The organism is Actinophytocola sp., assembly GCF_036378875.1.
Taxonomy (GTDB): Bacteria; Actinomycetota; Actinomycetes; order Mycobacteriales; family Pseudonocardiaceae; genus Actinophytocola.
In genome coordinates this window covers 56,134-75,852 of record NZ_DASUVO010000125.1, presented here as the reverse complement: position 1 = coordinate 75,852, position 19,719 = coordinate 56,134, and the positions used below count along the sequence as shown (strand labels likewise).

General features: G+C 69.8%; 20 protein-coding genes. 10 read left to right on the top strand and 10 right to left on the bottom strand.

Going from position 1 to position 19,719, the window contains the following annotated elements:
• Positions 1 to 68: 68 nt before the first annotated feature.
• Entirely contained in the window at positions 69 to 1,184 is a 1,116-nt protein-coding gene (locus tag VF106_RS35850; RefSeq protein WP_330844387.1) for an ROK family transcriptional regulator, read from the top strand.
• Here the strand turns inward: VF106_RS35850 and VF106_RS35845 are convergent.
• Together VF106_RS35845 and VF106_RS35840 are read right to left on the bottom strand one after the other, a co-directional pair.
• Entirely contained in the window at positions 1,150 to 2,223 is a 1,074-nt protein-coding gene (locus tag VF106_RS35845) for an acyltransferase family protein (protein WP_330844386.1), read from the bottom strand. The two genes, VF106_RS35850 and VF106_RS35845, sit on opposite strands and share 35 nt — an antisense overlap.
• Positions 2,224 to 2,284: 61 nt before the next feature.
• On the bottom strand, positions 2,285 to 3,622 hold the full coding sequence (locus tag VF106_RS35840; RefSeq protein WP_330844385.1) for a ferredoxin reductase family protein: 1,338 nt from the start codon (positions 3,620 to 3,622) through the stop codon (positions 2,285 to 2,287).
• Positions 3,623 to 3,748: 126 nt separating this feature from the next.
• Here VF106_RS35840 and VF106_RS35835 point away from each other — a divergent pair, with 126 nt between their 5' ends.
• Together VF106_RS35835 and VF106_RS35830 are read left to right on the top strand one after the other, a co-directional pair.
• Positions 3,749 to 4,255, top strand: a complete 507-nt coding sequence (locus tag VF106_RS35835) for a cupin domain-containing protein (protein ID WP_330844384.1) — start codon at positions 3,749 to 3,751, stop codon at positions 4,253 to 4,255.
• The gene (locus tag VF106_RS35830) at positions 4,248 to 5,006 is read left to right on the top strand and encodes an SDR family NAD(P)-dependent oxidoreductase (RefSeq protein WP_330844383.1); all 759 of its coding nucleotides are present in this window, start codon (positions 4,248 to 4,250) and stop codon (positions 5,004 to 5,006) included. The genes VF106_RS35835 and VF106_RS35830 overlap by 8 nt, the downstream gene beginning before the upstream one ends.
• Here VF106_RS35830 and VF106_RS35825 read toward each other — a convergent pair whose 3' ends face one another.
• Positions 5,007 to 6,428 (bottom strand): family 43 glycosylhydrolase, encoded by a 1,422-nt coding sequence (locus VF106_RS35825; protein ID WP_330844382.1) that lies wholly within the window; start codon positions 6,426 to 6,428, stop codon positions 5,007 to 5,009.
• Between the two features lie 40 nt (positions 6,429 to 6,468).
• On the bottom strand, positions 6,469 to 7,923 hold the full coding sequence (locus tag VF106_RS35820; protein ID WP_330844381.1) for a family 43 glycosylhydrolase: 1,455 nt from the start codon (positions 7,921 to 7,923) through the stop codon (positions 6,469 to 6,471).
• Positions 7,924 to 8,279: 356 nt separating this feature from the next.
• Between VF106_RS35820 and VF106_RS35815 the strand changes: the two genes are divergently transcribed.
• Both VF106_RS35815 and VF106_RS35810 read left to right on the top strand, forming a co-directional pair.
• Positions 8,280 to 9,245, top strand: coding sequence for a transporter substrate-binding domain-containing protein (locus tag VF106_RS35815; RefSeq protein WP_330844380.1), 966 nt, complete (start codon positions 8,280 to 8,282; stop codon positions 9,243 to 9,245).
• Entirely contained in the window at positions 9,236 to 10,258 is a 1,023-nt protein-coding gene (locus VF106_RS35810; protein ID WP_330844379.1) for a hypothetical protein, read from the top strand. The genes VF106_RS35815 and VF106_RS35810 overlap by 10 nt, the downstream gene beginning before the upstream one ends.
• On the opposite strand, the gene VF106_RS35805 is transcribed toward VF106_RS35810, so the two are convergent.
• From VF106_RS35805 to VF106_RS35795, 3 genes are all read right to left on the bottom strand, one after another.
• On the bottom strand, positions 10,259 to 10,798 hold the full coding sequence (locus tag VF106_RS35805; protein WP_330844378.1) for a carboxymuconolactone decarboxylase family protein: 540 nt from the start codon (positions 10,796 to 10,798) through the stop codon (positions 10,259 to 10,261). It abuts the gene before it with no gap.
• Complete coding sequence (locus VF106_RS35800; RefSeq protein WP_330844377.1) at positions 10,795 to 11,613, bottom strand: SDR family NAD(P)-dependent oxidoreductase; 819 nt, start codon at positions 11,611 to 11,613, stop codon at positions 10,795 to 10,797. The genes VF106_RS35805 and VF106_RS35800 overlap by 4 nt, the downstream gene beginning before the upstream one ends.
• 101 nt (positions 11,614 to 11,714) lie before the next feature.
• Positions 11,715 to 12,524 carry a hypothetical protein gene (locus VF106_RS35795; RefSeq protein WP_330844376.1) on the bottom strand — a complete coding sequence of 270 codons (810 nt, stop codon included), beginning with the start codon at positions 12,522 to 12,524 and terminating at the stop codon, positions 11,715 to 11,717.
• A gap of 103 nt (positions 12,525 to 12,627) precedes the next feature.
• On the opposite strand from VF106_RS35795, the gene VF106_RS35790 reads away from it, so the two are divergent.
• The 5 genes from VF106_RS35790 (at position 12,628) to VF106_RS35770 (ending at position 16,651) form a co-directional block, all read left to right on the top strand.
• On the top strand, positions 12,628 to 13,170 hold the full coding sequence (locus tag VF106_RS35790) for a TetR/AcrR family transcriptional regulator (RefSeq protein WP_330844375.1): 543 nt from the start codon (positions 12,628 to 12,630) through the stop codon (positions 13,168 to 13,170).
• Positions 13,167 to 14,780: a CocE/NonD family hydrolase gene (locus VF106_RS35785; protein WP_330844374.1), complete on the top strand. Its 1,614-nt coding sequence runs from the start codon at positions 13,167 to 13,169 to the stop codon at positions 14,778 to 14,780. Before VF106_RS35790 ends, VF106_RS35785 begins: the two co-directional genes overlap by 4 nt.
• A gap of 33 nt (positions 14,781 to 14,813) precedes the next feature.
• Positions 14,814 to 15,587: a MerR family transcriptional regulator gene (locus VF106_RS35780; protein WP_330844373.1), complete on the top strand. Its 774-nt coding sequence runs from the start codon at positions 14,814 to 14,816 to the stop codon at positions 15,585 to 15,587.
• A 184-nt stretch (positions 15,588 to 15,771) separates the two neighbouring features.
• Positions 15,772 to 16,020: a hypothetical protein gene (locus tag VF106_RS35775; RefSeq protein ID WP_330844372.1), complete on the top strand. Its 249-nt coding sequence runs from the start codon at positions 15,772 to 15,774 to the stop codon at positions 16,018 to 16,020.
• 31 nt (positions 16,021 to 16,051) lie between these two features.
• Positions 16,052 to 16,651, top strand: coding sequence for a hypothetical protein (locus VF106_RS35770; protein ID WP_330844371.1), 600 nt, complete (start codon positions 16,052 to 16,054; stop codon positions 16,649 to 16,651).
• Between the two features lie 4 nt (positions 16,652 to 16,655).
• Here the strand turns inward: VF106_RS35770 and VF106_RS35765 are convergent, their stop codons facing one another.
• The 3 genes from VF106_RS35765 to VF106_RS35755 are packed head-to-tail and all read right to left on the bottom strand — an operon-like array spanning position 16,656 to position 19,709.
• Positions 16,656 to 17,477, bottom strand: coding sequence for a carbohydrate ABC transporter permease (locus VF106_RS35765; RefSeq protein WP_330844370.1), 822 nt, complete (start codon positions 17,475 to 17,477; stop codon positions 16,656 to 16,658).
• Positions 17,474 to 18,409 carry a carbohydrate ABC transporter permease gene (locus VF106_RS35760; RefSeq protein WP_330844369.1) on the bottom strand — a complete coding sequence of 312 codons (936 nt, stop codon included), beginning with the start codon at positions 18,407 to 18,409 and terminating at the stop codon, positions 17,474 to 17,476. Before VF106_RS35760 ends, VF106_RS35765 begins: the two co-directional genes overlap by 4 nt.
• The gene (locus tag VF106_RS35755; protein ID WP_330844368.1) at positions 18,402 to 19,709 is read right to left on the bottom strand and encodes an extracellular solute-binding protein; all 1,308 of its coding nucleotides are present in this window, start codon (positions 19,707 to 19,709) and stop codon (positions 18,402 to 18,404) included. Before VF106_RS35755 ends, VF106_RS35760 begins: the two co-directional genes overlap by 8 nt.
• Positions 19,710 to 19,719 lie beyond the last annotated feature (10 nt).

Here is a 19,719-nt window from a genome sequence, read left to right as displayed (position 1 = left end):
AGGACTCCTAACTAGAACCGTAACCGCCAGTCCGCCATTTAGGCAACAGTCCTTACTAGGATTACGGCGTGAAGCCGAGCCTCGACCTGCTGCGGTCGATGACCGACGAGCACGTGCTGCGCACGCTCATGCACCGCGAGCGCGCGACACGCGCCGAGATCGCCGTCGCCACCGGCATCTCCAAGCCCACCATCTCCGACAGCGTCCGGCGGCTGGCCGCGGCCGGACTGCTGGTCGACACCGGGGAACGCACGACCGGGCGCGGCCGGGTCGGCTCGTACTACTCGCTGGCCACCGACGTCGGCATGGCACTCGTGGTGGAGATCGCCCCGTCCGGCGTGACCGGCGAGGCGGTCGACGTGTTCGGGTCGGTCGTCGCGCGCGGGTCCGCCCCGCTGGACAGGAAGGCCGGGGAAGCCAGGACCGCGCGGGCGCTCGTCGAGGTCGCCAGCCCGCTCTCCGAGCAGGTCACCGGCGGGTTCAGAACGGCGGTGGTCAGCGCGGCGGACCCGGTCGACCGCCGCACGGGCGCGCTGGTGCACCTGCCGGACGCGCCGTTCCTGGTCGGTGAGCTGGCTCCCGTCGCGCTCCTGGCGCCGCTGGTCGATGGTGCGGTGCTGGTGGACAACGACGTCAACTGGGCGGCACGGGCCGAGATGGCCACCGGCCACGCCAGCGGTGTCCGTGACTTCGTCTACCTCCACCTCGGCGAGGGGCTGGGGTGCGCGGTGGTCAGTGACGGCGAGGTCCGGCGCGGCCATGGCGGTCTGGCCGGGGAGATCGCCCACCTGTACACGGTCGGTCCGAACGGGACGGCCATGCCGTTGACGGAGGTGTTCGCCAGCACGGGCCTACGGCGTCCCGCGTCGACCGCCGTCGACGTCGACGCCTTGCGTGCCGCGACCGCCGGCGACTCCGCCCTGCGTGCGGTGCTCGCGAGCGCCGTGTGCGGAGCGCTGCTGGCCGCGGTGTCCCTCGTGGACCCCGAGATCGCCGTGCTCGGCGGCGAGTGGGGCCGCGACTTCGTGCCCGACGTCGAGGATCAGCTGCGTCGGGCGGCGCGCCGGGTGCCGGTGGTCGCGGCTCGCGTCGACGAGCCTCAGCTGACAGGCGCGCGTGCCCACGCCGTCGAGGAGCTGCGGGAAGTGATCATCGAACCGACTCGGGCTGCCGCGTCCGGCTGACACGCGTGCCGAGCGACAGCAACCCACGCTTCAGCAGCGGCGCGAGCGGGCGTTCCACATAGCGGTGCACCAGCCAGGCGAGGGCGATCATCGCGGCGGTGACCACGGCCACGAGCAGTGCCGGCGGGACGCTCCACTGCGCGCTGAAGAGAATCGGGCCCCCGAGGTCCAGGTGCAGCAGGTACAGGGGGTAGGTGGTGGCGCCGAGGACGACCAGCCAGCGACCCCGCACCCGGGAGAGCCACCCGAGCGCGACGGCGATGACCAGCAGGAAACACCCCGCCAGCCACACCACCGCGGGCCACCGCACGATCTCCTCACCGGGGTAGGACTCGAGTCCCGCGCGGTGAAGGGCGGCCGGTGTGGACAGAACGAACGACGCGGCGACGATCCCCCACGACACGAGCGTCGGCCCGAAGCGGTACATGAGGTAGCAGCCGATGCCGCCGGTGAACAGGGGCGCGTAGTCGGTCATCAGTACGGTGTGGACGATCAGGTCGTCGGGCACCACGGCCTTGCACACGGTCACCAGGCCCAGCCACACCACACAGAACCCGGCCACCCGCTGGTAGGTCAGACCCCACCACACGATCAGGGAGAACAGCAGGTAGAACCGCAGTTCCGCCCACAGTGTCCAGTACACCTCGGCGACCGGCGGCACCCCGACCGCGTCCTGGAACATGGTGAGGTTGACCAGCGTCCAGTCCAGGGTGACACCCCGGTGGTTCCACGGGTACAGGGTCAGCACCGCCGCGATGGCGAGCACTGACAGCCAGTAGGCGGGATAGAGCCGGACCACTCTGGACAGGAAGAACGAGCCGACCCCGCGGTCCCAGGCGCTCATGCAGATGACGAAGCCGCTGATCAGGAAGAACAGGTACACGCCGAGCCAGCCGTAGGCGGCGGTCTGGTCCGGGAAGATCTCCACGGCTGGCCGCTGCCACACCCGGTCCATGGTGGTGAAGTGGTAGGCGACGACCGCGAACGCCGCCAGGAACCGCAAGCCGTCGAGCACTTCGAGCCTGGGCCGTTCCGTCACGCCATCCCTTTCCGCCGTCCAGCACCTCTACTGGAAGCACGTAGGAAGGCGGCGGGTGGTTTCAGGCCATGCTGAACTTCTCGGCGTGCACCTGCGTGCCGGGCACCCCCAGCGCGTGGAGGGCGGCCAGCACGGTCTGCGTCATGGCGGGCGGCCCGCACACGTACACGTCGCGGTCGGTGATGTCGGGGACCAGCGCGTGCAGGCGCGCCGGCTCGAACGGCCGTACCCCGTCGGCGCTGCGCCCCGTGAGCAGGTGCAGCCGCCCTCTGTGGGCCGCGACCAGCTCCTGGACCTCACGCAGCAGCACGGCCTCCCGCGGGTCGCGGACCCGGTAGAGCACCACGACGTCGCCGGCCGCCGGCTCCTGCAGCAGGGCACGCACGGGGGTGATGCCGACGCCGCCTGCGATGAGCAGCGCCCCGGGCCGGCTGCGGTGCAGCGACGTGAACGACCCGTACGGACCCTCCAGGAACACGCGGGTGCCGACCGGGAGCTGGCGCAGGGCCGCGCTGGTGTCCCCCACCGCCTTCGCGGTCAGGCGTAGCGAGCGGCCGTCGGGTGCGGCGGACAGCGAGAACGGGTTGGCCAGCCACCAGTGGTGCAGGCCGGGGAACCGCCAGACGCAGAACTGGCCGGCCCGCGCGGGCAGCCGGTCGAGGTGGCGGCCCGTGACGTGCACCGAGACCACGTTGGGCGCCTCCGGCACCACGGCGGCGACCTGGAACCGGTGGTAGGCGTTGCGCCACAGTGGTACGACGATCCGACCGACCACGAGGGCGCCGAACGCGAAGAGCCACAGCGCCCACCAGTAGATCCTGGCGAACGGCGAGGACTTGAAGGTGGTCGTCTCCAGCAGCTGGTGGACGAACGCCAGCCCGAGCGCCAGGTAGACCAGCAGGTGCAGGCCGTGCCAGGTCTCGTACTTCAGCCGCCGCCGGACGTATTTCAACGAGATGGCCCCGGTGACGACGACGGTGGTCGCGGCCAGCATGCCGAGCAGGGACGCCGGCACCCCGGCGAGTGCGACGAACGTCTTCGCCATCGTCGTGTCGTCGAGCGTCGCGTATCCGAGCACGATCAGCGTGGCGTGCGTGAGGATGGTCCACAACAGACTGAAACCGACCCACCGGTGCCACACGGTCAGCCGGTCCATCCCGACGCGACGGTCCAACCAGGGCAGTCGGGCCACCAGTAGCAGTTGGAACATCATCAGCAGCGCGGCGTGCAGGCCGACGAACTTGGCGACCGTGAGAATGTCGTTCTTGCCTTCACCCTCGGTGAAAAACAGGAACTCGACCACCGCGACGTTGGCGGCGACGAACGTCCACAACGCCCACCGCGCCGCAACGACCGGCGGCACGGTGCGCCGCCGCACCTGCTGGCTCGTCGTCGCCATGGCACACCTCCGCAAATCCGTCCTTCATGTACGGATCGCTCACACGGCCCGACTCGTGACACCGGTTCGGTTCGCGCACACGGTCCGCTACCGCGCGCATCCCTTCCCCGTGAAACCATCACGGCCGTGCTGAGTGAAGAGTTGGCGGGCATCGCCGCCCAGTACGGTCTGTCACCCCTGCCGGTGGAAGGCGGCTTGTTCCGCCGGACCTGGGCGGGTCCCGAGGACGCCACCGGCCGCCCGGCCGGGTCGGCGATCATCGTCCTGCTCGCCGTGGAGGCCGAGCTGTTCTCGGCCATGCACCGGCTGCCGATCGACGAGGTGTGGCACTTCTACCGGGGTGATCCGATCGAGCTGTTGTTGCTCGATCCGGACGGTGGGTCGCGGGTCGAGGTGCTCGGCTCCACACAGCACGTCCAGTTCACCGTGCCGGCCGGCACCTGGATGGGCGCGCGGGTCGCCGACGGCGGACGGTGGGCGCTGTGCGGCACCACCATGGCGCCGGGCTTCGTCGAGTCCGACTACGAGGGCGGCGACGCCGACGCCCTCAGTGCTCGGTACCCGGACGTCGCCGACCACATCCGGGCGCTCTGCCGGCCCGGAGCGCCGACGAGGATGTCCGACGATGCTTGATCTCTCAGGTACCGCGACCCTCGTGACCGGCGCCAGCGGCGGTATCGGGCGCGGCATCGCGCTGCGGTTCGCCGAGGCGGGCAGTGCGGTCGCCGTGCACTACCGCCGCGACCGGGCCGGCGCGCACGCGGTCGTCGCACAGATCCGCGACACCGGCGGCGCCGCGGCCGCGTTCGAGGCCGACCTGTCCGACGACACCGCGTGCCGCGCGCTCGTACGGGCCGCCGAGGAGTGGGCCGGCCGGCTCGACGCCCTGGTCAACAACGCCGGCATCCAGCCGGTGGAAGCGTTGCCCGGCATGTCCGCGACGAGCTGGCGCACGATGATCGAGACGAACGTGACCAGCGCGTTCGCCTGCACGCAAGCCGCCGCCGAGGTCATGGCCGGCCAGGGCGGCGGCGCGGTCGTGCACATCGCGTCCATCGAGGCGAGCCAGCCCGCGCCCGGCCACGCGCACTACAGCGCGGCCAAGGCGGCGCTGGTCATGCACGCCCGCGCGGCGGCCCTGGAGTACGGCCCGCGCGGCATCCGCGTCAACGCCGTCTCCCCCGGGCTCATCGACCGGGACGGCCTCGACACCGACTGGCCCGATGGCGTCCAGCGGTGGCGGGACGCGGCGCCGCTGTCCCGGCTCGGCACACCCTCGGACGTCGGCAACGCCTGTGTCTTCCTCGCCTCTCCTCTCGCCGCGTGGATCACCGGACACAACCTCGTCGTCGACGGCGGGGTCTCCACGCACCCCACCTGGTGATCAGTCCAGGTAGTAGGTCGCGTCCGCGCGGCCGGCGGCATCGGTCACGGCCTGGACGTACAGCAGGGAACTGGACTGCCTGACGTAGCGGCCCGCGTAGTTGAACGACTCGAACGAGACCCCGGCGCCGTCTGCGAGACCGGCGCGCCGATGGAAGCTCGCGTCGTTTCGGAACGTCGCTGAGCCGTCGCTGCGTTCGACCCACACCTCGAAGTTCTTGTGCCGCAGGTAGTAGCCGGGGAAGTTCGTGGACTCCAGCGACACCGTGCCGCTGCCGGCAAGGCCGGTCACGACGCGGAACTGGGAGTCGGCCAGGTTGGCGGGGTTCGGGTCGATGCGCGCTCGGAAGTCCCAGTGCCGCACGTACCGGTTCGGGTCACTGTAGGTCCGGAGCCGGTACGGGGTGACGCCGTCAGGCACCGGGATGCCGAAGTTCGGGGTGCCGTCGGCGTTCCAGTACAGCTTCTGCAGCCGGGTGGCCCGGTTCGGGTCGTTCAGCGGGTCGCCGCTGATGTCCCGGTAGTTGCGGGCGTGGTAGACGAAGATGTCGCTCTGCCCGTCCTCCGAGGTGGTGAACTGGTTGTGCCCCGGGCCGTACTGGCTGGTGGCGGCGTTGCTGGTGAAAACGGGCTGGCTGCTCTTCGTCCACGACGACGCGTTGAGGAGGTTGCTCGACGCGGACGCGGTCAGCATGCCGAGGCAGTAGTTCGCGTCGGTGGCACTCGCCGAGTAGGTCAGGAACACCCTGCCGTTGCGCTGGATCACGGCGGGCCCCTCGTTGACCCGGAAGCCCCGCGTCTCCCAGTCGTAGGTCGGCGTGGTCAGCAGCGTCGGGGTGCCGGTGATCGTCCACGGGTTGCTCATCCGTGCGATGTAGACGCTCGAGTTCACGTTGGAACCCGGCGGTTGCTGCGCCCACACCAGATAGCGCGTTCCGTTGTGGACGAACGTGGACGCGTCCAGTGAGAACGTCTCCCACGGCGTGACGAGCCGGCCCCGCTCGGTCCACGTGCCGGTGAGCGGGTTGGCGCTGGCGCTCTCCAGGACGTACATCCGGATGCGCCAGACGTCCTCCGCGTTGCCGGCGGCGAAGTAGACGTACCAGCGGCCGTCGATGAAGTGGATCTCCGGGGCCCAGATGTGCGCACCCATCGGACCGGTAGCGTGCTTGGTCCAGATCGTCGTCTCCGGCGCGGTCGCCAGCCCCGCGAGCGTCGTCGCGCGGCGCAGGACGATCCGGTCGTAGGCGGGGACGGTGGCGGTGAGGTAGTAGAACCCGTCGGTGTGCTTGAAGATCTGGGCGTCCGCACGCTGCCGGATCAGCGGGTTGGTGAACTGCACAGCCGCCCTCGGCTCGGCGGCCGAGGCGGCTGTCGCCGGCGCCGACACCAGGCCGAGCAGGGTCAGCACGGCAGCGAGCATCGCCCGACATCCTTGTCGTGACACGTTTGTCTCCCTCTGCTTAGACGGGTTGCAGCCGCCACTGCTGGCAGTTGTTGTTCAGCCAGGTCCACTGGCGCACCGCGGTCCCGTCGGCCGTGCCGCAGTTGGCGACGTCGGCGACCTTGCCGCTGTTCGCGTTCACCAGCCGCACCCAACCATCCTGGCCGGTCACGACCGGCTGGAAGCGCTGGCACCGGTTGTTCAGCCACGCCCACTGCCGCATCGCGGTGCCGTCCGCCGTGCCGCAGTCGGCGATGTCGAGGACCTTGCCGCTGTTCACGTTCACAATGCGGCTGGTGTCGTCACCGAGGTCCTCGAACCGCCACCGCTGACTGGCCGCCCCGGTACAGGTCGCCTGCTGGGCACCCGCGCCGTCGGCCGTGCCGACCTGGAGACACTTGCCGCTGTTGCGGTTGACGATCGTGTAGCTCGTCGGCGTCGCCGCGGTCTCCCCGGACGGACCGTCCACAGTGGTCCCCAAGCGAACGGGAGTGCCGAAGTTCGGGGTACCGTCAGCGTTCCAGGTGAACTTCTGCGCGCGGGTCGTGCGGCCGTTGTCGCACCCGTCGCTCGCGGAGTCGTTGGCGTGGTAGACGATCCAGTCCTCGGTGCCGTCCGGCGAGGCGAAGAAACCGTTGTGCCCCGGGCCGTACACGCCGTTGCCGTCGCTGCGCTGGAACACCGGCTGCGGCGACTTCGTCCACGCCGAGGCGGACAGCGGGTTGCCGCCGTTGTAGGTCAGCAGACCCAGCTTGTAGTTCGGCCCCCAACAGGCGCTGGCCGAGTAGACGATGAACGTCTTCCCGTTGTGGTACAACGGTTCGGGACCTTCGTTGACGGTGCCGTCCTGCCGTTCCCATGGATGCGTCGGCGTGGAGATCGTCGTGAGCGGGCCGCTGACCGTGTACGGGTTGCTCATCGGCGCGATCACCAGGTTCTGGGTGCTGCCCCAGACACTGCCGAGCAGATAGCGTTGCCCACCCAACTCCAGGACACTGCCGTCGATCAGCCCGACGTCGTTGCCCGGCGCGAACAGCTTGTTCTTGTAGGTGTAGGGCCCCATCGGGTCGGCGCCGGCGCTCTCCAGGACGTGGACGCGCTGGTTGTTGACGTAGTCGGTGCCCGCCGGACCACCGCTGAAGTACAGGTACCACCGGCCGTTCGCCGGATGCAGCTCCGGCGCCCAGAAGTTGCAGCACCGCGACGCCTGGTCCGCGGCCCACACCTGCACACTCGGCGCCGTCGCCAACCCGCCCAGCGTAGGCGACTTACGCATGGTCAGGACGGACGTCCACGAGGTGCTGACCAGGTAGTAGTTCCCGTTGTGGTACTCGATCCATGGATCGGCGCCCTTCTGCGCCTTGACCGGGTTGACGAAGGGCCGCCCGGCGGCCGCCGCACCACCCGCCAACCCACCGATGAGCACGATCACAACGACCGCGAGCAGAGTCAGCCGCCGCGGAGTCCGAGGCATCATTGCCTCCCTCTGTGGTTGGAACACGTTCAGTGCCAACGAGCTGCCGCATCATGTTAGCGCTCACACCGCACCGGCGCGAGAACCTGATCCAAAGCCTCTTTTCCAGAACTCCGAATGGGATCCCGGCGCCACCGTCGCCCCGGCAATAAAATCGGACATCAATATAGTACATAGCTTATGGAAGCCGAGGGAGAGGACCGCTGGAGAAACTCGCAACCGGGCCAGGTCTCGCCGAACCAGCACCGACAACACGGCACCGTCGTTAGGGTCACGGAAGCGTCTTCCTCGGGACGGGTCCCGAGGTAGACGGACAAGCTCGAAACGGTGGATTCCCGGATCTGGGGGCGAATCTGATGACTCGAGTCGGCGCGGCGAACACCAGGCGAAACCGCTGGAAGATCGTCGGCGCGTTGGCGAGCCTGGTTGCTCTCGTGGCCGTGGCCGTGCTCATCTGGCTGGTGATCGACGAGTTGGTCGACCGACCGCCCACGGCGGCCGACCTGACCGAGCAGGCCGGGCTGGTCGGCACGGCCGAGCTGCGCGTCGGGGTGAAGGACGACATTCCCGGAGTCGCCTACCGCGACCCGGAAACCGGTGAGTTCAGCGGTTTCGACATCGACATCGCGTACATGATCGCGGCTGATCTGGGGTTCCAGCCGCACCAGGTGCGTTTCATGGTGATCGAGGACGAGGACCGGCCCAAGATGCGGGCCCGGGACGGCGACAAGCACATCACCGTGCACCTGGTGATCGCGCACTACAGCATCAACAAAACGCGGGAGGACGAGGCGCGGGTCAGCTTCTCGGCTCCCTACCTCTTCACCGAGCAGTCCGTGATGACCCGACGCGGCCACACGCCGGTGCACGACATGTCCGATCTCGCAGGACGCCCGGTGTGCACGGTCAGCACGTCTACCTCGATGAGCCCCGCCGAGGAAGCCGACGCCGACGTCATGCCCAAGCAGAACTACGCGGAATGCCTGCGCGGGCTGCGTGACGGCACGTTCGAGGCGGTCACCAGCGACGCCGCGATCCTCGCCGGGTTCGTCGCCGCCGAGCCGGAGGTCTTCGAACACCACGACATCGGTCTCGCGCTGACCGAGTCGTGGGGCGTGAACACCGGCGGCAACGAGGCACTGCGCACCCTGGTGAACATGTCGCTGCGCTGCTCGTTGACCGATCCGAACGACCGCGACTGGGAGGACGCCTACGACAAGCACCTGCGCCCGATCGAGAAGGTGAACCTGCCGCAGCCCGTCGCGATCGACGAGCAGCCGCAGGTGGACGAGGTGAACGTGCGCGGGACGCCATGCGAGTAGCCGAGGACGTCGGCAAACCCGGCCGCGAGCCGGAGGCACGCAGCTTCCAGTGGACGCTCGCCCTGTTGCCCGCCTTCCCGATCGTGCTGCTCGTGCTCCGGCTGTGGCATCTCGGCCGGCAGGACCTGAACACGATGCTCGTGCTGGTGCAGAACGTCGGTCCGCTCGACCTGGTCAGCGCCCTGGTCATCTCGACGATGTGGGTGCCGCCGGTGGTGCTGCTGACCGGGCATGCGCTCGGCCTGCTCTACCAGGTGAGCGCACCGGCACGCGCGGCGAAGCGGCCGACCTGGCTGACCAGGACCGCGGACGCCACACCGGACTGGGCGATCGGTTTCACCGTCATGTGGGCCGCGCTCACCTGGCAGCTTCGGTTCCTACCGGCACTCGCCATGGCGGCGGTGGTGATCCTCGCGCTGACCGTCCGAAAGCGACACCCAGAGGACGGGCGGCGGATCCGGGTCGCGTGCCTGTACGTGCCACTGGTGGCCGCCGCGGCGACGTACCCGTTGGTGTGGCCGGCGATCACCAGCGCGGTCTCCCATGGGGAGATCACCCTCGCGTTGGTGCTCGCGCTGCCCCCGGTGCTGACGCTGGCGTTGACCGGCCCCATCCCGGAGCGGATCGCGCGGCCGGTCATCCATGCCCCGGCCACCGCGGTGGCGCTCGCCGGGCCGTTCGTCCTCCTCGCGATCTTCCTGCGGACGCCCGTACTGCCGTCGGTGGCGATCCAGCTCGAGGCGCTCGAGGGCGAGAGCGCCGAGGTGGTGCTCGGTTACGTCGTCGCGGTCGACGACACGGTGACCACGCTGCTCGACGACAGCGGCACGGTCCGGTTCGTGCCGAACACGGCGGTCGAGGCGAAGGTGCTGTGCGCTGGCGCGGAATCCGTGCCGTACAGCGAGGTCGACCTTCACGGCTGGCACGTCGAGGAGTCGCTCATGGAGTGGTACCTGCCCGACCGCGACCCGGGACCGACCGACGAGGTGCGCTGCGCCGGCCGACCCCGGTAGTCATCGCCGCTCGTCGAGAGGAATGCGCAGTGCCGTGATGGTGGTCGCCAGGAGTTCGTAGTGGCCCGCGAGAAGGCAGATCTCGATCGCCGCGCGTTCCGGGAAATGCTGGCGCAGCGTGGCCCACGTGTCGTCGGTGAGATCTCGGTCGTGGTGCAGTTCCTCCACCGCGGCGAGCAGGGCTCGTTCCCGGTCCGGCCAGTTGGGTGCGGTGGAACCGGTGCGGAGATCGGCCAGGTCGCCGTCGTCGAGGCCGACTCGCCGGCCGAGGCGGTGGTGGTGGTCCAGTTCGTAGGCGCAGTCGCGCAGCGTGGCAACCCGCAGGATCACCAGTTCGACCTCGCGCCGCCGCAGTGTGGTGCCGCGCAGCAGCCGTGCGGAGAACGGCAGCCAGGTGCGGAACAGCGGACGGTGCCGGCCGAGCACGAGGAACAACCCGATCGGGCGCAGGCCGAACCGGCGGCCGGTCACCCGCGCGACGAGTTGCGGCAGCAGCCCGGTCTCGCGTGTGGTGCCGGGGCGGACTCGTGGCTCGGTCATGGCTGCTGTGGGGTGGTGAACGGAACGTCCTCGTCCCTGGCGATGCGGACCGCCTCCTCGACTCGGCCCCGCACCCGGAACTCGATCACCCGTTGCGCGACGCCCCGCACCGGCAGCACCAGACCGACCCAGCGCGGGGCGACGATCCGCCGTGCCCGCTTGGCGATGCCGCGTTCGAGCGCGTCGATGGCCACGCCGATCGGTGTCGGTGAGGTGAAGGGGCCGCCCAGCGCCTTCGTGGCCGCCGTGCCGAAGCCGCGGGAGGTCATGTCCGTGTCCAGTTCGGCGAAGTAGGCGACGCCGGCCCGCGCGCCGGTCGGGGCCAGCTCGGCACGCAGTGTGGCGCCCAGCGCCGCGACCGCCGCCTTCGACGCGCTGTAGGCACCGAGCAGGGGCGGATGCACGGCGGCGGCGAGCGAGGCGACCGCCAGCGCGTAGCCGCCGGGGTGGGCGATGTGCGGACCCGCGACCCGCAGCGTGTGGTAGGTGCCGAGGAGGTTGACCCGCACGGTCTCGGCCATCACGTCGGGGTCGCCGCCGATGATCGGCAGTTGCTTGGCGATGCCGGCGTTGGCGACGACGACGTCGAGCCCGCCCAGCTCCCCCACCAGCTCACCGACCACGCGCGACACCTGACCGGGGTCGCCGACGTCGCACACCCGCCACGGCGCGGCACAGCGTTCGGCGACTTCGGCGAGCCGGTCGGGTTCGAGCCCGGCGAGGGCCACGCGCGCGCCCTTGGCGTGCAACCGTTCCGCCAGCGCCGCGCCGATACCCCGAGCCGCACCCGTGATCAGCACGCGGGAAGAGGCCATAACGCACCCTAGCCCGCCAGCCAAGATCGGCAACGGGCATTGCCCGTGGGGCAAGGATTTCGCCAAAGATCGGGTCGGGATTTGTTCGGAGAGCGCAACTTTCAGGGCGCGCCGACCTCGACGAAGGCGCGGATGCCGGCCACGATGCCGTCGAGTGGGACGGGCTTGGTGGTGCGGGCGGCGATGTCGCCGAGGACCTTGGCCGGCAGTTCCGGTGTGCCGGTGAGCTCCGTGGCGACCCAGGCGACGGTCCGGCTCGTGACCTTCGGCAGCCGCGACAGGCCGTCGGCGATGGCGGCCAGTTCGGCGTTCGCCAGTGCGGTGTCCGAGCGCGGCTCCTCGCTCGGGGCCGGGCGGCTCACGCGGGGTTCCGCGCCCTTGCGGAGCACGACGTTCTTCGCCGCCGGCAGCACCACGAGGGGTTCGGCGCACACCGTGCACGACTCGTCGTGCCGACCGAACGGGCCGCGCACGACGCAGCTCAGCCGGTCGGGGGTGGTGCTCAGGAACCAGAACGCCCAGCAGGACTGGCAGCAGAACACGTCGGTGACCGCGCCGTGCCACTGCCGCGTCACGGCGGCCTCCTGCTCACGGACGAGTCGCGCGGCGAAGTCCTCCCGTGCGGTGACCTCGCGGGCCGCGGCCTCCTCCAGCTCCGCGACCGTGCCACGCAGATCGGCTGCCTCACCCAGCAGCTCCGCGTTGGCGGAGGTCAGCTCCTCGACCTTCGCGCGAAGGTCGGCCACCTCCTGCTCGGTGCGGTCGAGGGCGGCCCGGTGCCGTTTCCGCATCCGCGTGTGCGCGTCCTCGGTCTCGTCCATGACCAGGTCGACCGCGACCTTCACCTCGCGGCGTACCGCCTCGCGCGCGGGCTCGAACTCGAGCAGCCACGACCACACCCGCCCAGCCATGGTCCACACCGTATCCATCCCGCCCCAAGATCGACTAGCGGCCACCGATTTGACACTTGTCAAATATCAGACAGCTGTAAATACTGACGTCGTGGACAGGCGGGTGACGCGATCACGGTCCGCACTGCTGACGGCGGCGGTGCGGCTGGTGTCCGAACGCGGCACGACGGCCATCCCGGTCACCGACCTCGCCGAGGCCGCGAACGTGAGCCGTCAGCTGATCTACCTGCAGTTCGGCGACCGGGACTCGCTGCTCGTGGCCGCAGCGGCCGACCTGGTCACCCGTGAGCTGCTCGAACGGAGCGAGGAATTCCAGCACGACGACATGCGCCCCGGCGTGCTGGCGACCACGCGCCACTTCGCCGAGCACCGGGCGTTCTACCGGCCGATGCTCACCGGCTCGTGCGCCTACGCCATGAGCCGAACCATGAACCAGGTCTTCCGCCCCTTCAACGAACGGTTCCTGCGGGAGCGGTTCGCCGGCCTCGACGAGGCCACGGCGAAGGACCTGGCGAGGTTCGCGGCCGCCGGGGCGGGCGAGATCGTCAACGACTGGGTCATCGACGGCCCCGAACCCCTTGATCCCCACGAGGCGGCTGATCGCCTGATGCGCCTCGCGGCAGTATTCCCAGGAGGGTATCGATGAACCTGACCAGCCACCTCCTCGAGCGCGCGCTGAAGCTGCCGCCGCCGGCGACCAGGGACGTGCTCGTCCAACGTGACGTGCGGGTGCCCATGCGCGACGGGGCGGTCCTGCTTGCGGATCGCTGGGCACCGCGCACCGGAGGCGCCGGTCTCCCCCTCACGCTGGTCCGCACCCCGTACGGGCGCCGAGGCCTCTTCTCCGCCCTGCTGGCCAGACCACTTGCCGAGCGCGGGTTCCAGGTCGTCATCCAGAGCACGCGAGGCGGGTTCGGCTCCGGCGGCGCCTTCAACCCGCTGCGGTGTGAACGCGAGGACGGCCTGGACACGGTCGACTGGGTGCGCGCGCAGCCGTGGTTCGGCGACGCGATGGTGCTGTTCGGCGGCAGCTATCTGGGTTACGTGCAGTGGGCGATGGCCGACCAGCTGCCGCCCGAGGTCAAGGCGATGGTGGCGTCGGTGACGGAGTCCGCGCTGACCATGGAGTTCCTGCGCGCGGACGGGTTCTCCCTCGAGACGCCCTTCAACTGGGGAGTGATGGTCGACGGGCAGGAAGGCCGGTTCGCCATGCTTCGCCAGCAGTTCACGGCGCGGAAGAACCTGCGGGCCCTCAACACCCTGCCGCTCAACCAGGCCGACGTCGCCGCCGCCGGTCACCGGATCGACTACGTCCAGGACATCCTCGCCGACGACGCGACGGAGAAGTGGGCGGAGATCGACCACAGCCACCGGGTCGCGGACGTCACCGTGCCCGTCAGCTCGATCGCCGGCTGGTTCGACATCTTCCTGCCCGGCCAGCTGCGGGACTTCCGGGCACTGCAGGACGCGGGCCGCTCGCCCCGGCTGACGGTCGGCCCGTGGCCGCATGTCGCGCCCGCCGCTGTGAGGATCGGCAACCGGGAGCTGTTCGAGTTCGCCGGTGCCCTCGCCCGCGGCGAGGAACCGCCGGCCAGGGAGCCCGTGCGGTTGTTCGTGATGGGTGAGGACCGGTGGCGCGACTTCCCGTCCTGGCCACCGCCCGGCTACGACGAACGACGCTTCCACCTGCAGCCCGGCGGCGCCCTGGCCGCGGACGTGGCCGGCGAGTCGGCGCCGGACGGCTACCGGTACGACCCGGCCGATCCGACCCCGGCGCTCGGCGGCGTTCGCATGTCCATGGGTGCCAAGGCCGGCAGCGTCGACAACACCAAGCTGGAGGCGCGACCCGACGTCCTGACGTACACGACGGCCGTGCTGGCCGAGGACGTCGAGGTGATCGGCGACGTCAGCGCCGAGATCTGGTTCCGCTCCAGCCTGCCGTTCGCGGACGTGTTCGTCCGGCTGTGCGACGTCGACGAGAAGGGACGCTCGTTCAACGTCTGTGACGGTCTGGTCCGCCTCACCGGGGCCGAGGAGACCTGCCTGGCGAACGTGCGCCTGTGGCCGACGGCGTACCGCTTCAAGCGCGGGCACCGCATCCGGGTCCAGGTGTCCAGTGGCGCGTTCCCACGCTTCAACCGGAACCCGGGCACGGGCGAGCCGCGCGGCACCGCGTCCACACTGCGCGCGGCCGACCAGCAGGTCTTCCACGACCCCGCGCACCCGTCGGCCATCGTGCTGCCGATCCGGTCTTGAACCTCCCGTGACGGGAGGTTCTACGGTCGCGGTGTGGCTGAGGAACGGTGGAGCATCGGCGATCTGGCGAGCGCCAGCGGCGTCACGCTCCGGACTCTCTATTACTACGACGAGATCGGCCTGGTCTCGGCCAGTGAGCGGACGGGGGCGGGGCACCGGCGCTACACGGCGGCGGACGTGCAGCGCCTGTACCGGGTGCGGGCGCTGACACAGCTTGGCCTGTCGCTCGACGAGGTGGCGACGGTGCTACGCAGCGGGGCGGAGAACCTCACGGCCCTCCGCGACCTGCTCGCGGCGCAGCTGGCCGACCTGGACGTGAAGGCACGCCGCATCAACGAGGTGCGGCAGCGGGTGCTCGGGCTGGTCGAGCTGCTCGACGGCGAGACCATGCCCGAGCCGGAGCGGTTCCTGGGGACGCTGGAGGTGACGGCCCAGCTGCACGGCCATCTCTCCGAACAGCACTGGGACGCGCTGGCCGCGCGGCGGGCCGAGCTGGGTGACGACACGGTCGACGCGCTTCGGGCGGAGTGGGTCACGATCGTCACGGAGCTGCGCCGGCACCTGGTGAACGGCACGCCGGCGCGGGATTCGGCGGTCCGTGAGCTGGCCGGCCGGTGGCAACGGGTCGCGGAGGCATTCCGCACCGGCCAGCCGGATCTCGACGAGCGGATCCAGGCCGCCGGCGAGGTCGTGTGGCGGCAGCACGGCGCGCGGATCAGCGAGTACGTCAGCGACCGGGCCGGCTGGTCGGCGCCCGGTGAGATGGCGGACATCGTGGACTACGTCCAGCGTGCCATGAAATCGTGAACGCCCACTGGCTCCGCCCGCACGGATCCGGAACGGTTCGCGCTGGCCCAGCGGTGCGCGGTCACCGCCCGGCACGCGCGTTCCTCCAGGCTATGGCGGCCGGACCGCGACGCACCTACGACTCGGCGGCGGGAGTTTGTTCCTGCACCGCCCGATCCCGGGCGGTGCACCCGGTCATACCGAGGTGTTCACCGAGGACCTGACCACGCTCGACCCGACCAGCCTCGACGCGCTGCTCGCCACGGCCGGCATCCCTCGATATCTGCTTGATCTACGCTCGGTCCCGGCTTCCGGTCCGATCGCCGAACGCTTCGCGGCGGTGACGTCGATCATGACCGGCACGCAGGCGACACCGGTGAACCCGACGGCCGCGTTCGACGCCCTGGTCTACGTCGACCAGGTCACGCCGTGGCACACCAGCCTCGCCTACTGACGGGCGGCAGGGCGAACGGAGCGCGCGAGGTATGTCCGACCAGATAACCGTGACGATGATCTCCGGCGGCATTGCCCTGCTCGTGGCGCTGCTGGGGATCGGTGGGGCGATCGCCGCCCAGCTCGTCGCCACCCGTCGAGCGTTCGAGAACTCACTCGCGTTGTTCGAACGCCAGGCAGCCGAAGCACAACAGGCACGTGACGAGGCTGCCCGGATCCAGAACCGCCACCGGTTCGCCGACCAGAAGAGGAGCACCTACGGTCGGGCGCTCCGCCTTGCCGACGAGCTCGTCGGCGCCCGCGAGGAGGAACGCCTGGCCAACCGGAACTTCGAACGCACCAAGCGGGTCCTCGAGCGGGTCGGCGACCAGTCCGACGCCCTTGCCAAGACGGTGGACGACTTCCGGAACTCGGCCAGCGAGCAGCATGATCGAGTACGCCGCCTCGCCGTCGAGCTCGCCGATGTCGTCGGCGAGATCCAGCTACTGTCGGACAACACCGTGCGCTCGGCGGCCGACCGGCTCCGGAAGTCCGCGCAGACCGCCAGCCACGTCGAGGAGTCCCGGTACGTCGAGGACCGCGACGCCTTTCTCCTCGCCGCCAGGAACGAGCTCGACGTGGAGCCCGCGTGACACCTCAGCCCTTGACGGCGCCCTGGGTGATGCCGCTGACGAAGTTGCGCTGGAAGATCAGGTACAGCGTGACGATCGGGCCGATGACGATGATGCTCGCGGCGGACAGGAGCGGGATGTTCGCCGAGAACTGGCCGACGAACAAGCCGAGTCCGGTCGGCGCGTTCCGCAGTTCCGGGTCCTGCATCAGTACGATCACCAGCAGGAACTGGTTCCACGACCACATGAAGTAGAGCACTCCGAGCGTGGTGAGCGCCGGCCACGAGATCGGCAGCAGTACGCGGGTGAGGATCGTCAGGCTGCGGGCGCCGTCCACGCGGGCGGCGTCGAGCAGTTCCACCGGCAGCGCGGCGAAGTGCGTCTGCATCCAGTACACGCCGAACGGCATGAACAGCGCGGTCTCGGCCAGGATCACGCCGAGGTAGGAGTTCGTGAGGCCCACTGTGGACAGGTCGAAGTACAGCGCGACCACGACCAGCTCGATCGGCAGGGTCAGGCCCAGCACGAACGCCACCGACAGCGCCCGGCCGCCGAACGGGTTCAGCGTCGCGAGCGAGTAGGCCGCGAGCGTGGCGAGCACGAGGGAGAGCGGCACGACCCCGGCCGCGATGATGAAGCTGTTGGCCACCAGCCGGTCGAACCCGGCCTCCTGCCACGCCTCGACGAAGTTCGACCACGTCCACTCGGTCGGCCAGGCGAGCCCGGCGATCGGCGCCCCGGACGGGTGGAACGCCGCGAGCGTGACGCCGACGAACGGCAGCAGCACCGCCACCGCGAACAGCGTCAGCACGAGGTACCTGGCGGCGACCATGACACGCGGGTTCACGAGCGCTCCCTGGTGATCAGGCGAATGGCCGTCACGAAGACGATCACGACGAGGGTGAGCACGACCGCGAGTGCGGAGGCCGTGCCGATGTCGGCCTCGTTGAAGGCGAGCCGGTACACGAGCAGGCCGGGCACGGTGGTCTGGTTCACGGGGCCGCCGTTGGTGGTCACGAACACGAAGTCGAAGCTGGCCAGCGCGGCGATCGTGGTGATGACGCTGGCGATCGTGACCTCACCGCGCAGGGCCGGCAGCGTCACGGTGAAGAACTTCCGCACCGGCCCGCCGCCGTCCAGAGCGACCGCCTCGTAGAGAGCGACGTCGACTTTCTGCACGCCGGAGAGGAAGAGCACCATGCACAGCCCGCTCATCGCCCAGGTGCCGATGAGGCCGAGGGCGACGAGCGCCGTGTCGTAGTCCCCGAGCCACGCCCTGGTCACACTGCCGAGGCCGATCAACTCCAGTCCCCGGTTGACCAGCCCCCCGTCGCTGTACATCCACCGCCAGGTGATGCCGACGGCGACGAGTGGGAGCACCTGCGGCAGGAAGAAGATCATCCGGTACGCGGTCATGCCGCGTACGCCGCCCTGGAGCAACGCCGTCATGAGCAGCCCGAACGCGCACGGGATGACCGCGAAGAACAGGATCAGCACGATCGCGTGCCACAGCGCCGGGCCGAGCGTGGGGTCGGTGAACACCGTGACGTAGTTCGAAAACCCCGCCGGGACGGCCGGCAGGATCCCGTCCCACTCCAAAAAGGACAGATAGACGGTGTGGATCGCCGGCCAGATCGCGAACAGCACGTACACCGCGAGCGCGGGCGCGAGGTACACGAGCCCGTGCAGCCGCCGACCGACCCTGCGTTTCGGCCGGCGGCGCGCGGGAGTCCGTTCCGGACGGACGGATCGTCCGGAACGGACCGCCACATCAGTCATGGTGTTCGGTCCACGACTCCTGCAGTGACGCGAGGAACTGGTCCGGGGTCATCTGCTTGCTCACGAGACCCTGCACGCCCGAGGTGAGCCGGTCGATCATGTTGGGGGACGCGAAGTCCGGGAACGGCACGATGCCGTTGTCGGCGACCACCTTCGCGAACTCCGTCGTGACCTCGGCGGTGACCCCGGTCGCCTGAAGGTCGGCGGAGGTGTCCACCGGCATGAAGCCGGACTCGAACTGCACCTTCGCCGCCTCGGGCGAGCGCATGAAGTCGAGGAACGCGGCCGCCTCGTTGGGGTGCTTGGTCTTCGACGAGATCGAGAAGGCCACGCTCGCGCCGGACGCCACCGCCGGGTTGCCCTGCTTGGCGGTCGGGAACAGGAAGAAGCCCGCGTTGTCGCCCATGGCCTCGGCGATCGTCGCCGCGTACCAGTTACCGGTGATGAAGTAGGCGTTCTTGCCCTGCGTGAAGTTCGCGAGTGCGTCGGTGTCGGCGATCGCGTTCGCCGACTCCGGCACGTAGCCGGCGCCCGCCCAGTCGGCGACCTTCTGCGCGGCCTGCTTCGCGCTGTCGGTCTCGATCGTGGCGCCGGACTTGCCGTAGACCCAGTCCCGGTACTGCTGCTCGTCACCGAGGGAGTTGTTCAGCGCGTTCCACAGCTGGAACCCGCCGACCTGAAGGCTGCCGAGGCTGAACGGCGTGGTGCCGGTGCCTTTCACCGCGGCGAGGTTCTGCTCGAACTCGGCGAGGGTCGCGGGTGGCTGCGTGATACCGGCCGCGCTGACGAGCTGCTTGTTGTAGAACACGCCGAGCACGGACAGCGCGCCGGGCACCGCGTACAGGCCGCCGGTGCCGTACTCCTTGGCCTTGGCGTCCGACCGCAACACCTCCAGGCTCGACGACGGGAAGCCGTCCTGCCAGCCGTACAGCTCCTCGTACGGCGCGAGATCGTAGATCAGCCCGCCGGGCACGAGCGAGCGCATGGCGCCGGGGTTGTACTCGGCGATGTCCGGCGGCTCGTCCGACGCCATGGACAGCTTGATCGACTTCACGTAGTCGGAGAACGGGGTCTGCTGGCCCTTGATCGTGATGTTCGGGTGCTTGTCCTGGAACGCCTCGATGAGCGCCTTCACCGGCGGGTCGTCGGTGTACGCGAGGGTCAACGTGACCTTTTCGGACGAGAGCTCTTTGGACACGTCCTTCGGCGCGGCCGGCCCGCTGCCGCCCGTCTCCGCGCAGCCGGCGGCGAGCAGCACCGCCGCGGCCACGGAGCCGAGTCGTAAGAACCTGGTACGCATGTGATGTCTC

What these genes read in the sequence shown, in the direction of transcription:
- VF106_RS35840 (WP_330844385.1), bottom strand. Translation starts at nt 3,622, where the DNA reads ATGGCGACGACGAGCCAGCAGGTGCGGCGGCGCACCGTGCCGCCGGTC.
- VF106_RS35830 (WP_330844383.1), top strand. Translation starts at nt 4,248, where the DNA reads ATGCTTGATCTCTCAGGTACCGCGACCCTCGTGACCGGCGCCAGCGGC.
- VF106_RS35825 (WP_330844382.1), bottom strand. Translation starts at nt 6,428, where the DNA reads ATGCTCGCTGCCGTGCTGACCCTGCTCGGCCTGGTGTCGGCGCCGGCG.
- VF106_RS35820 (WP_330844381.1), bottom strand. Translation starts at nt 7,923, where the DNA reads ATGCCTCGGACTCCGCGGCGGCTGACTCTGCTCGCGGTCGTTGTGATC.
- VF106_RS35815 (WP_330844380.1), top strand. Translation starts at nt 8,280, where the DNA reads ATGACTCGAGTCGGCGCGGCGAACACCAGGCGAAACCGCTGGAAGATC.
- VF106_RS35810 (WP_330844379.1), top strand. Translation starts at nt 9,236, where the DNA reads ATGCGAGTAGCCGAGGACGTCGGCAAACCCGGCCGCGAGCCGGAGGCA.
- VF106_RS35805 (WP_330844378.1), bottom strand. Translation starts at nt 10,798, where the DNA reads ATGACCGAGCCACGAGTCCGCCCCGGCACCACACGCGAGACCGGGCTG.
- VF106_RS35800 (WP_330844377.1), bottom strand. Translation starts at nt 11,613, where the DNA reads ATGGCCTCTTCCCGCGTGCTGATCACGGGTGCGGCTCGGGGTATCGGC.
- VF106_RS35795 (WP_330844376.1), bottom strand. Translation starts at nt 12,524, where the DNA reads ATGGCTGGGCGGGTGTGGTCGTGGCTGCTCGAGTTCGAGCCCGCGCGC.
- VF106_RS35785 (WP_330844374.1), top strand. Translation starts at nt 13,167, where the DNA reads ATGAACCTGACCAGCCACCTCCTCGAGCGCGCGCTGAAGCTGCCGCCG.
- VF106_RS35770 (WP_330844371.1), top strand. Translation starts at nt 16,052, where the DNA reads ATGTCCGACCAGATAACCGTGACGATGATCTCCGGCGGCATTGCCCTG.
- VF106_RS35760 (WP_330844369.1), bottom strand. Translation starts at nt 18,409, where the DNA reads ATGACTGATGTGGCGGTCCGTTCCGGACGATCCGTCCGTCCGGAACGG.
- VF106_RS35755 (WP_330844368.1), bottom strand. Translation starts at nt 19,709, where the DNA reads ATGCGTACCAGGTTCTTACGACTCGGCTCCGTGGCCGCGGCGGTGCTG.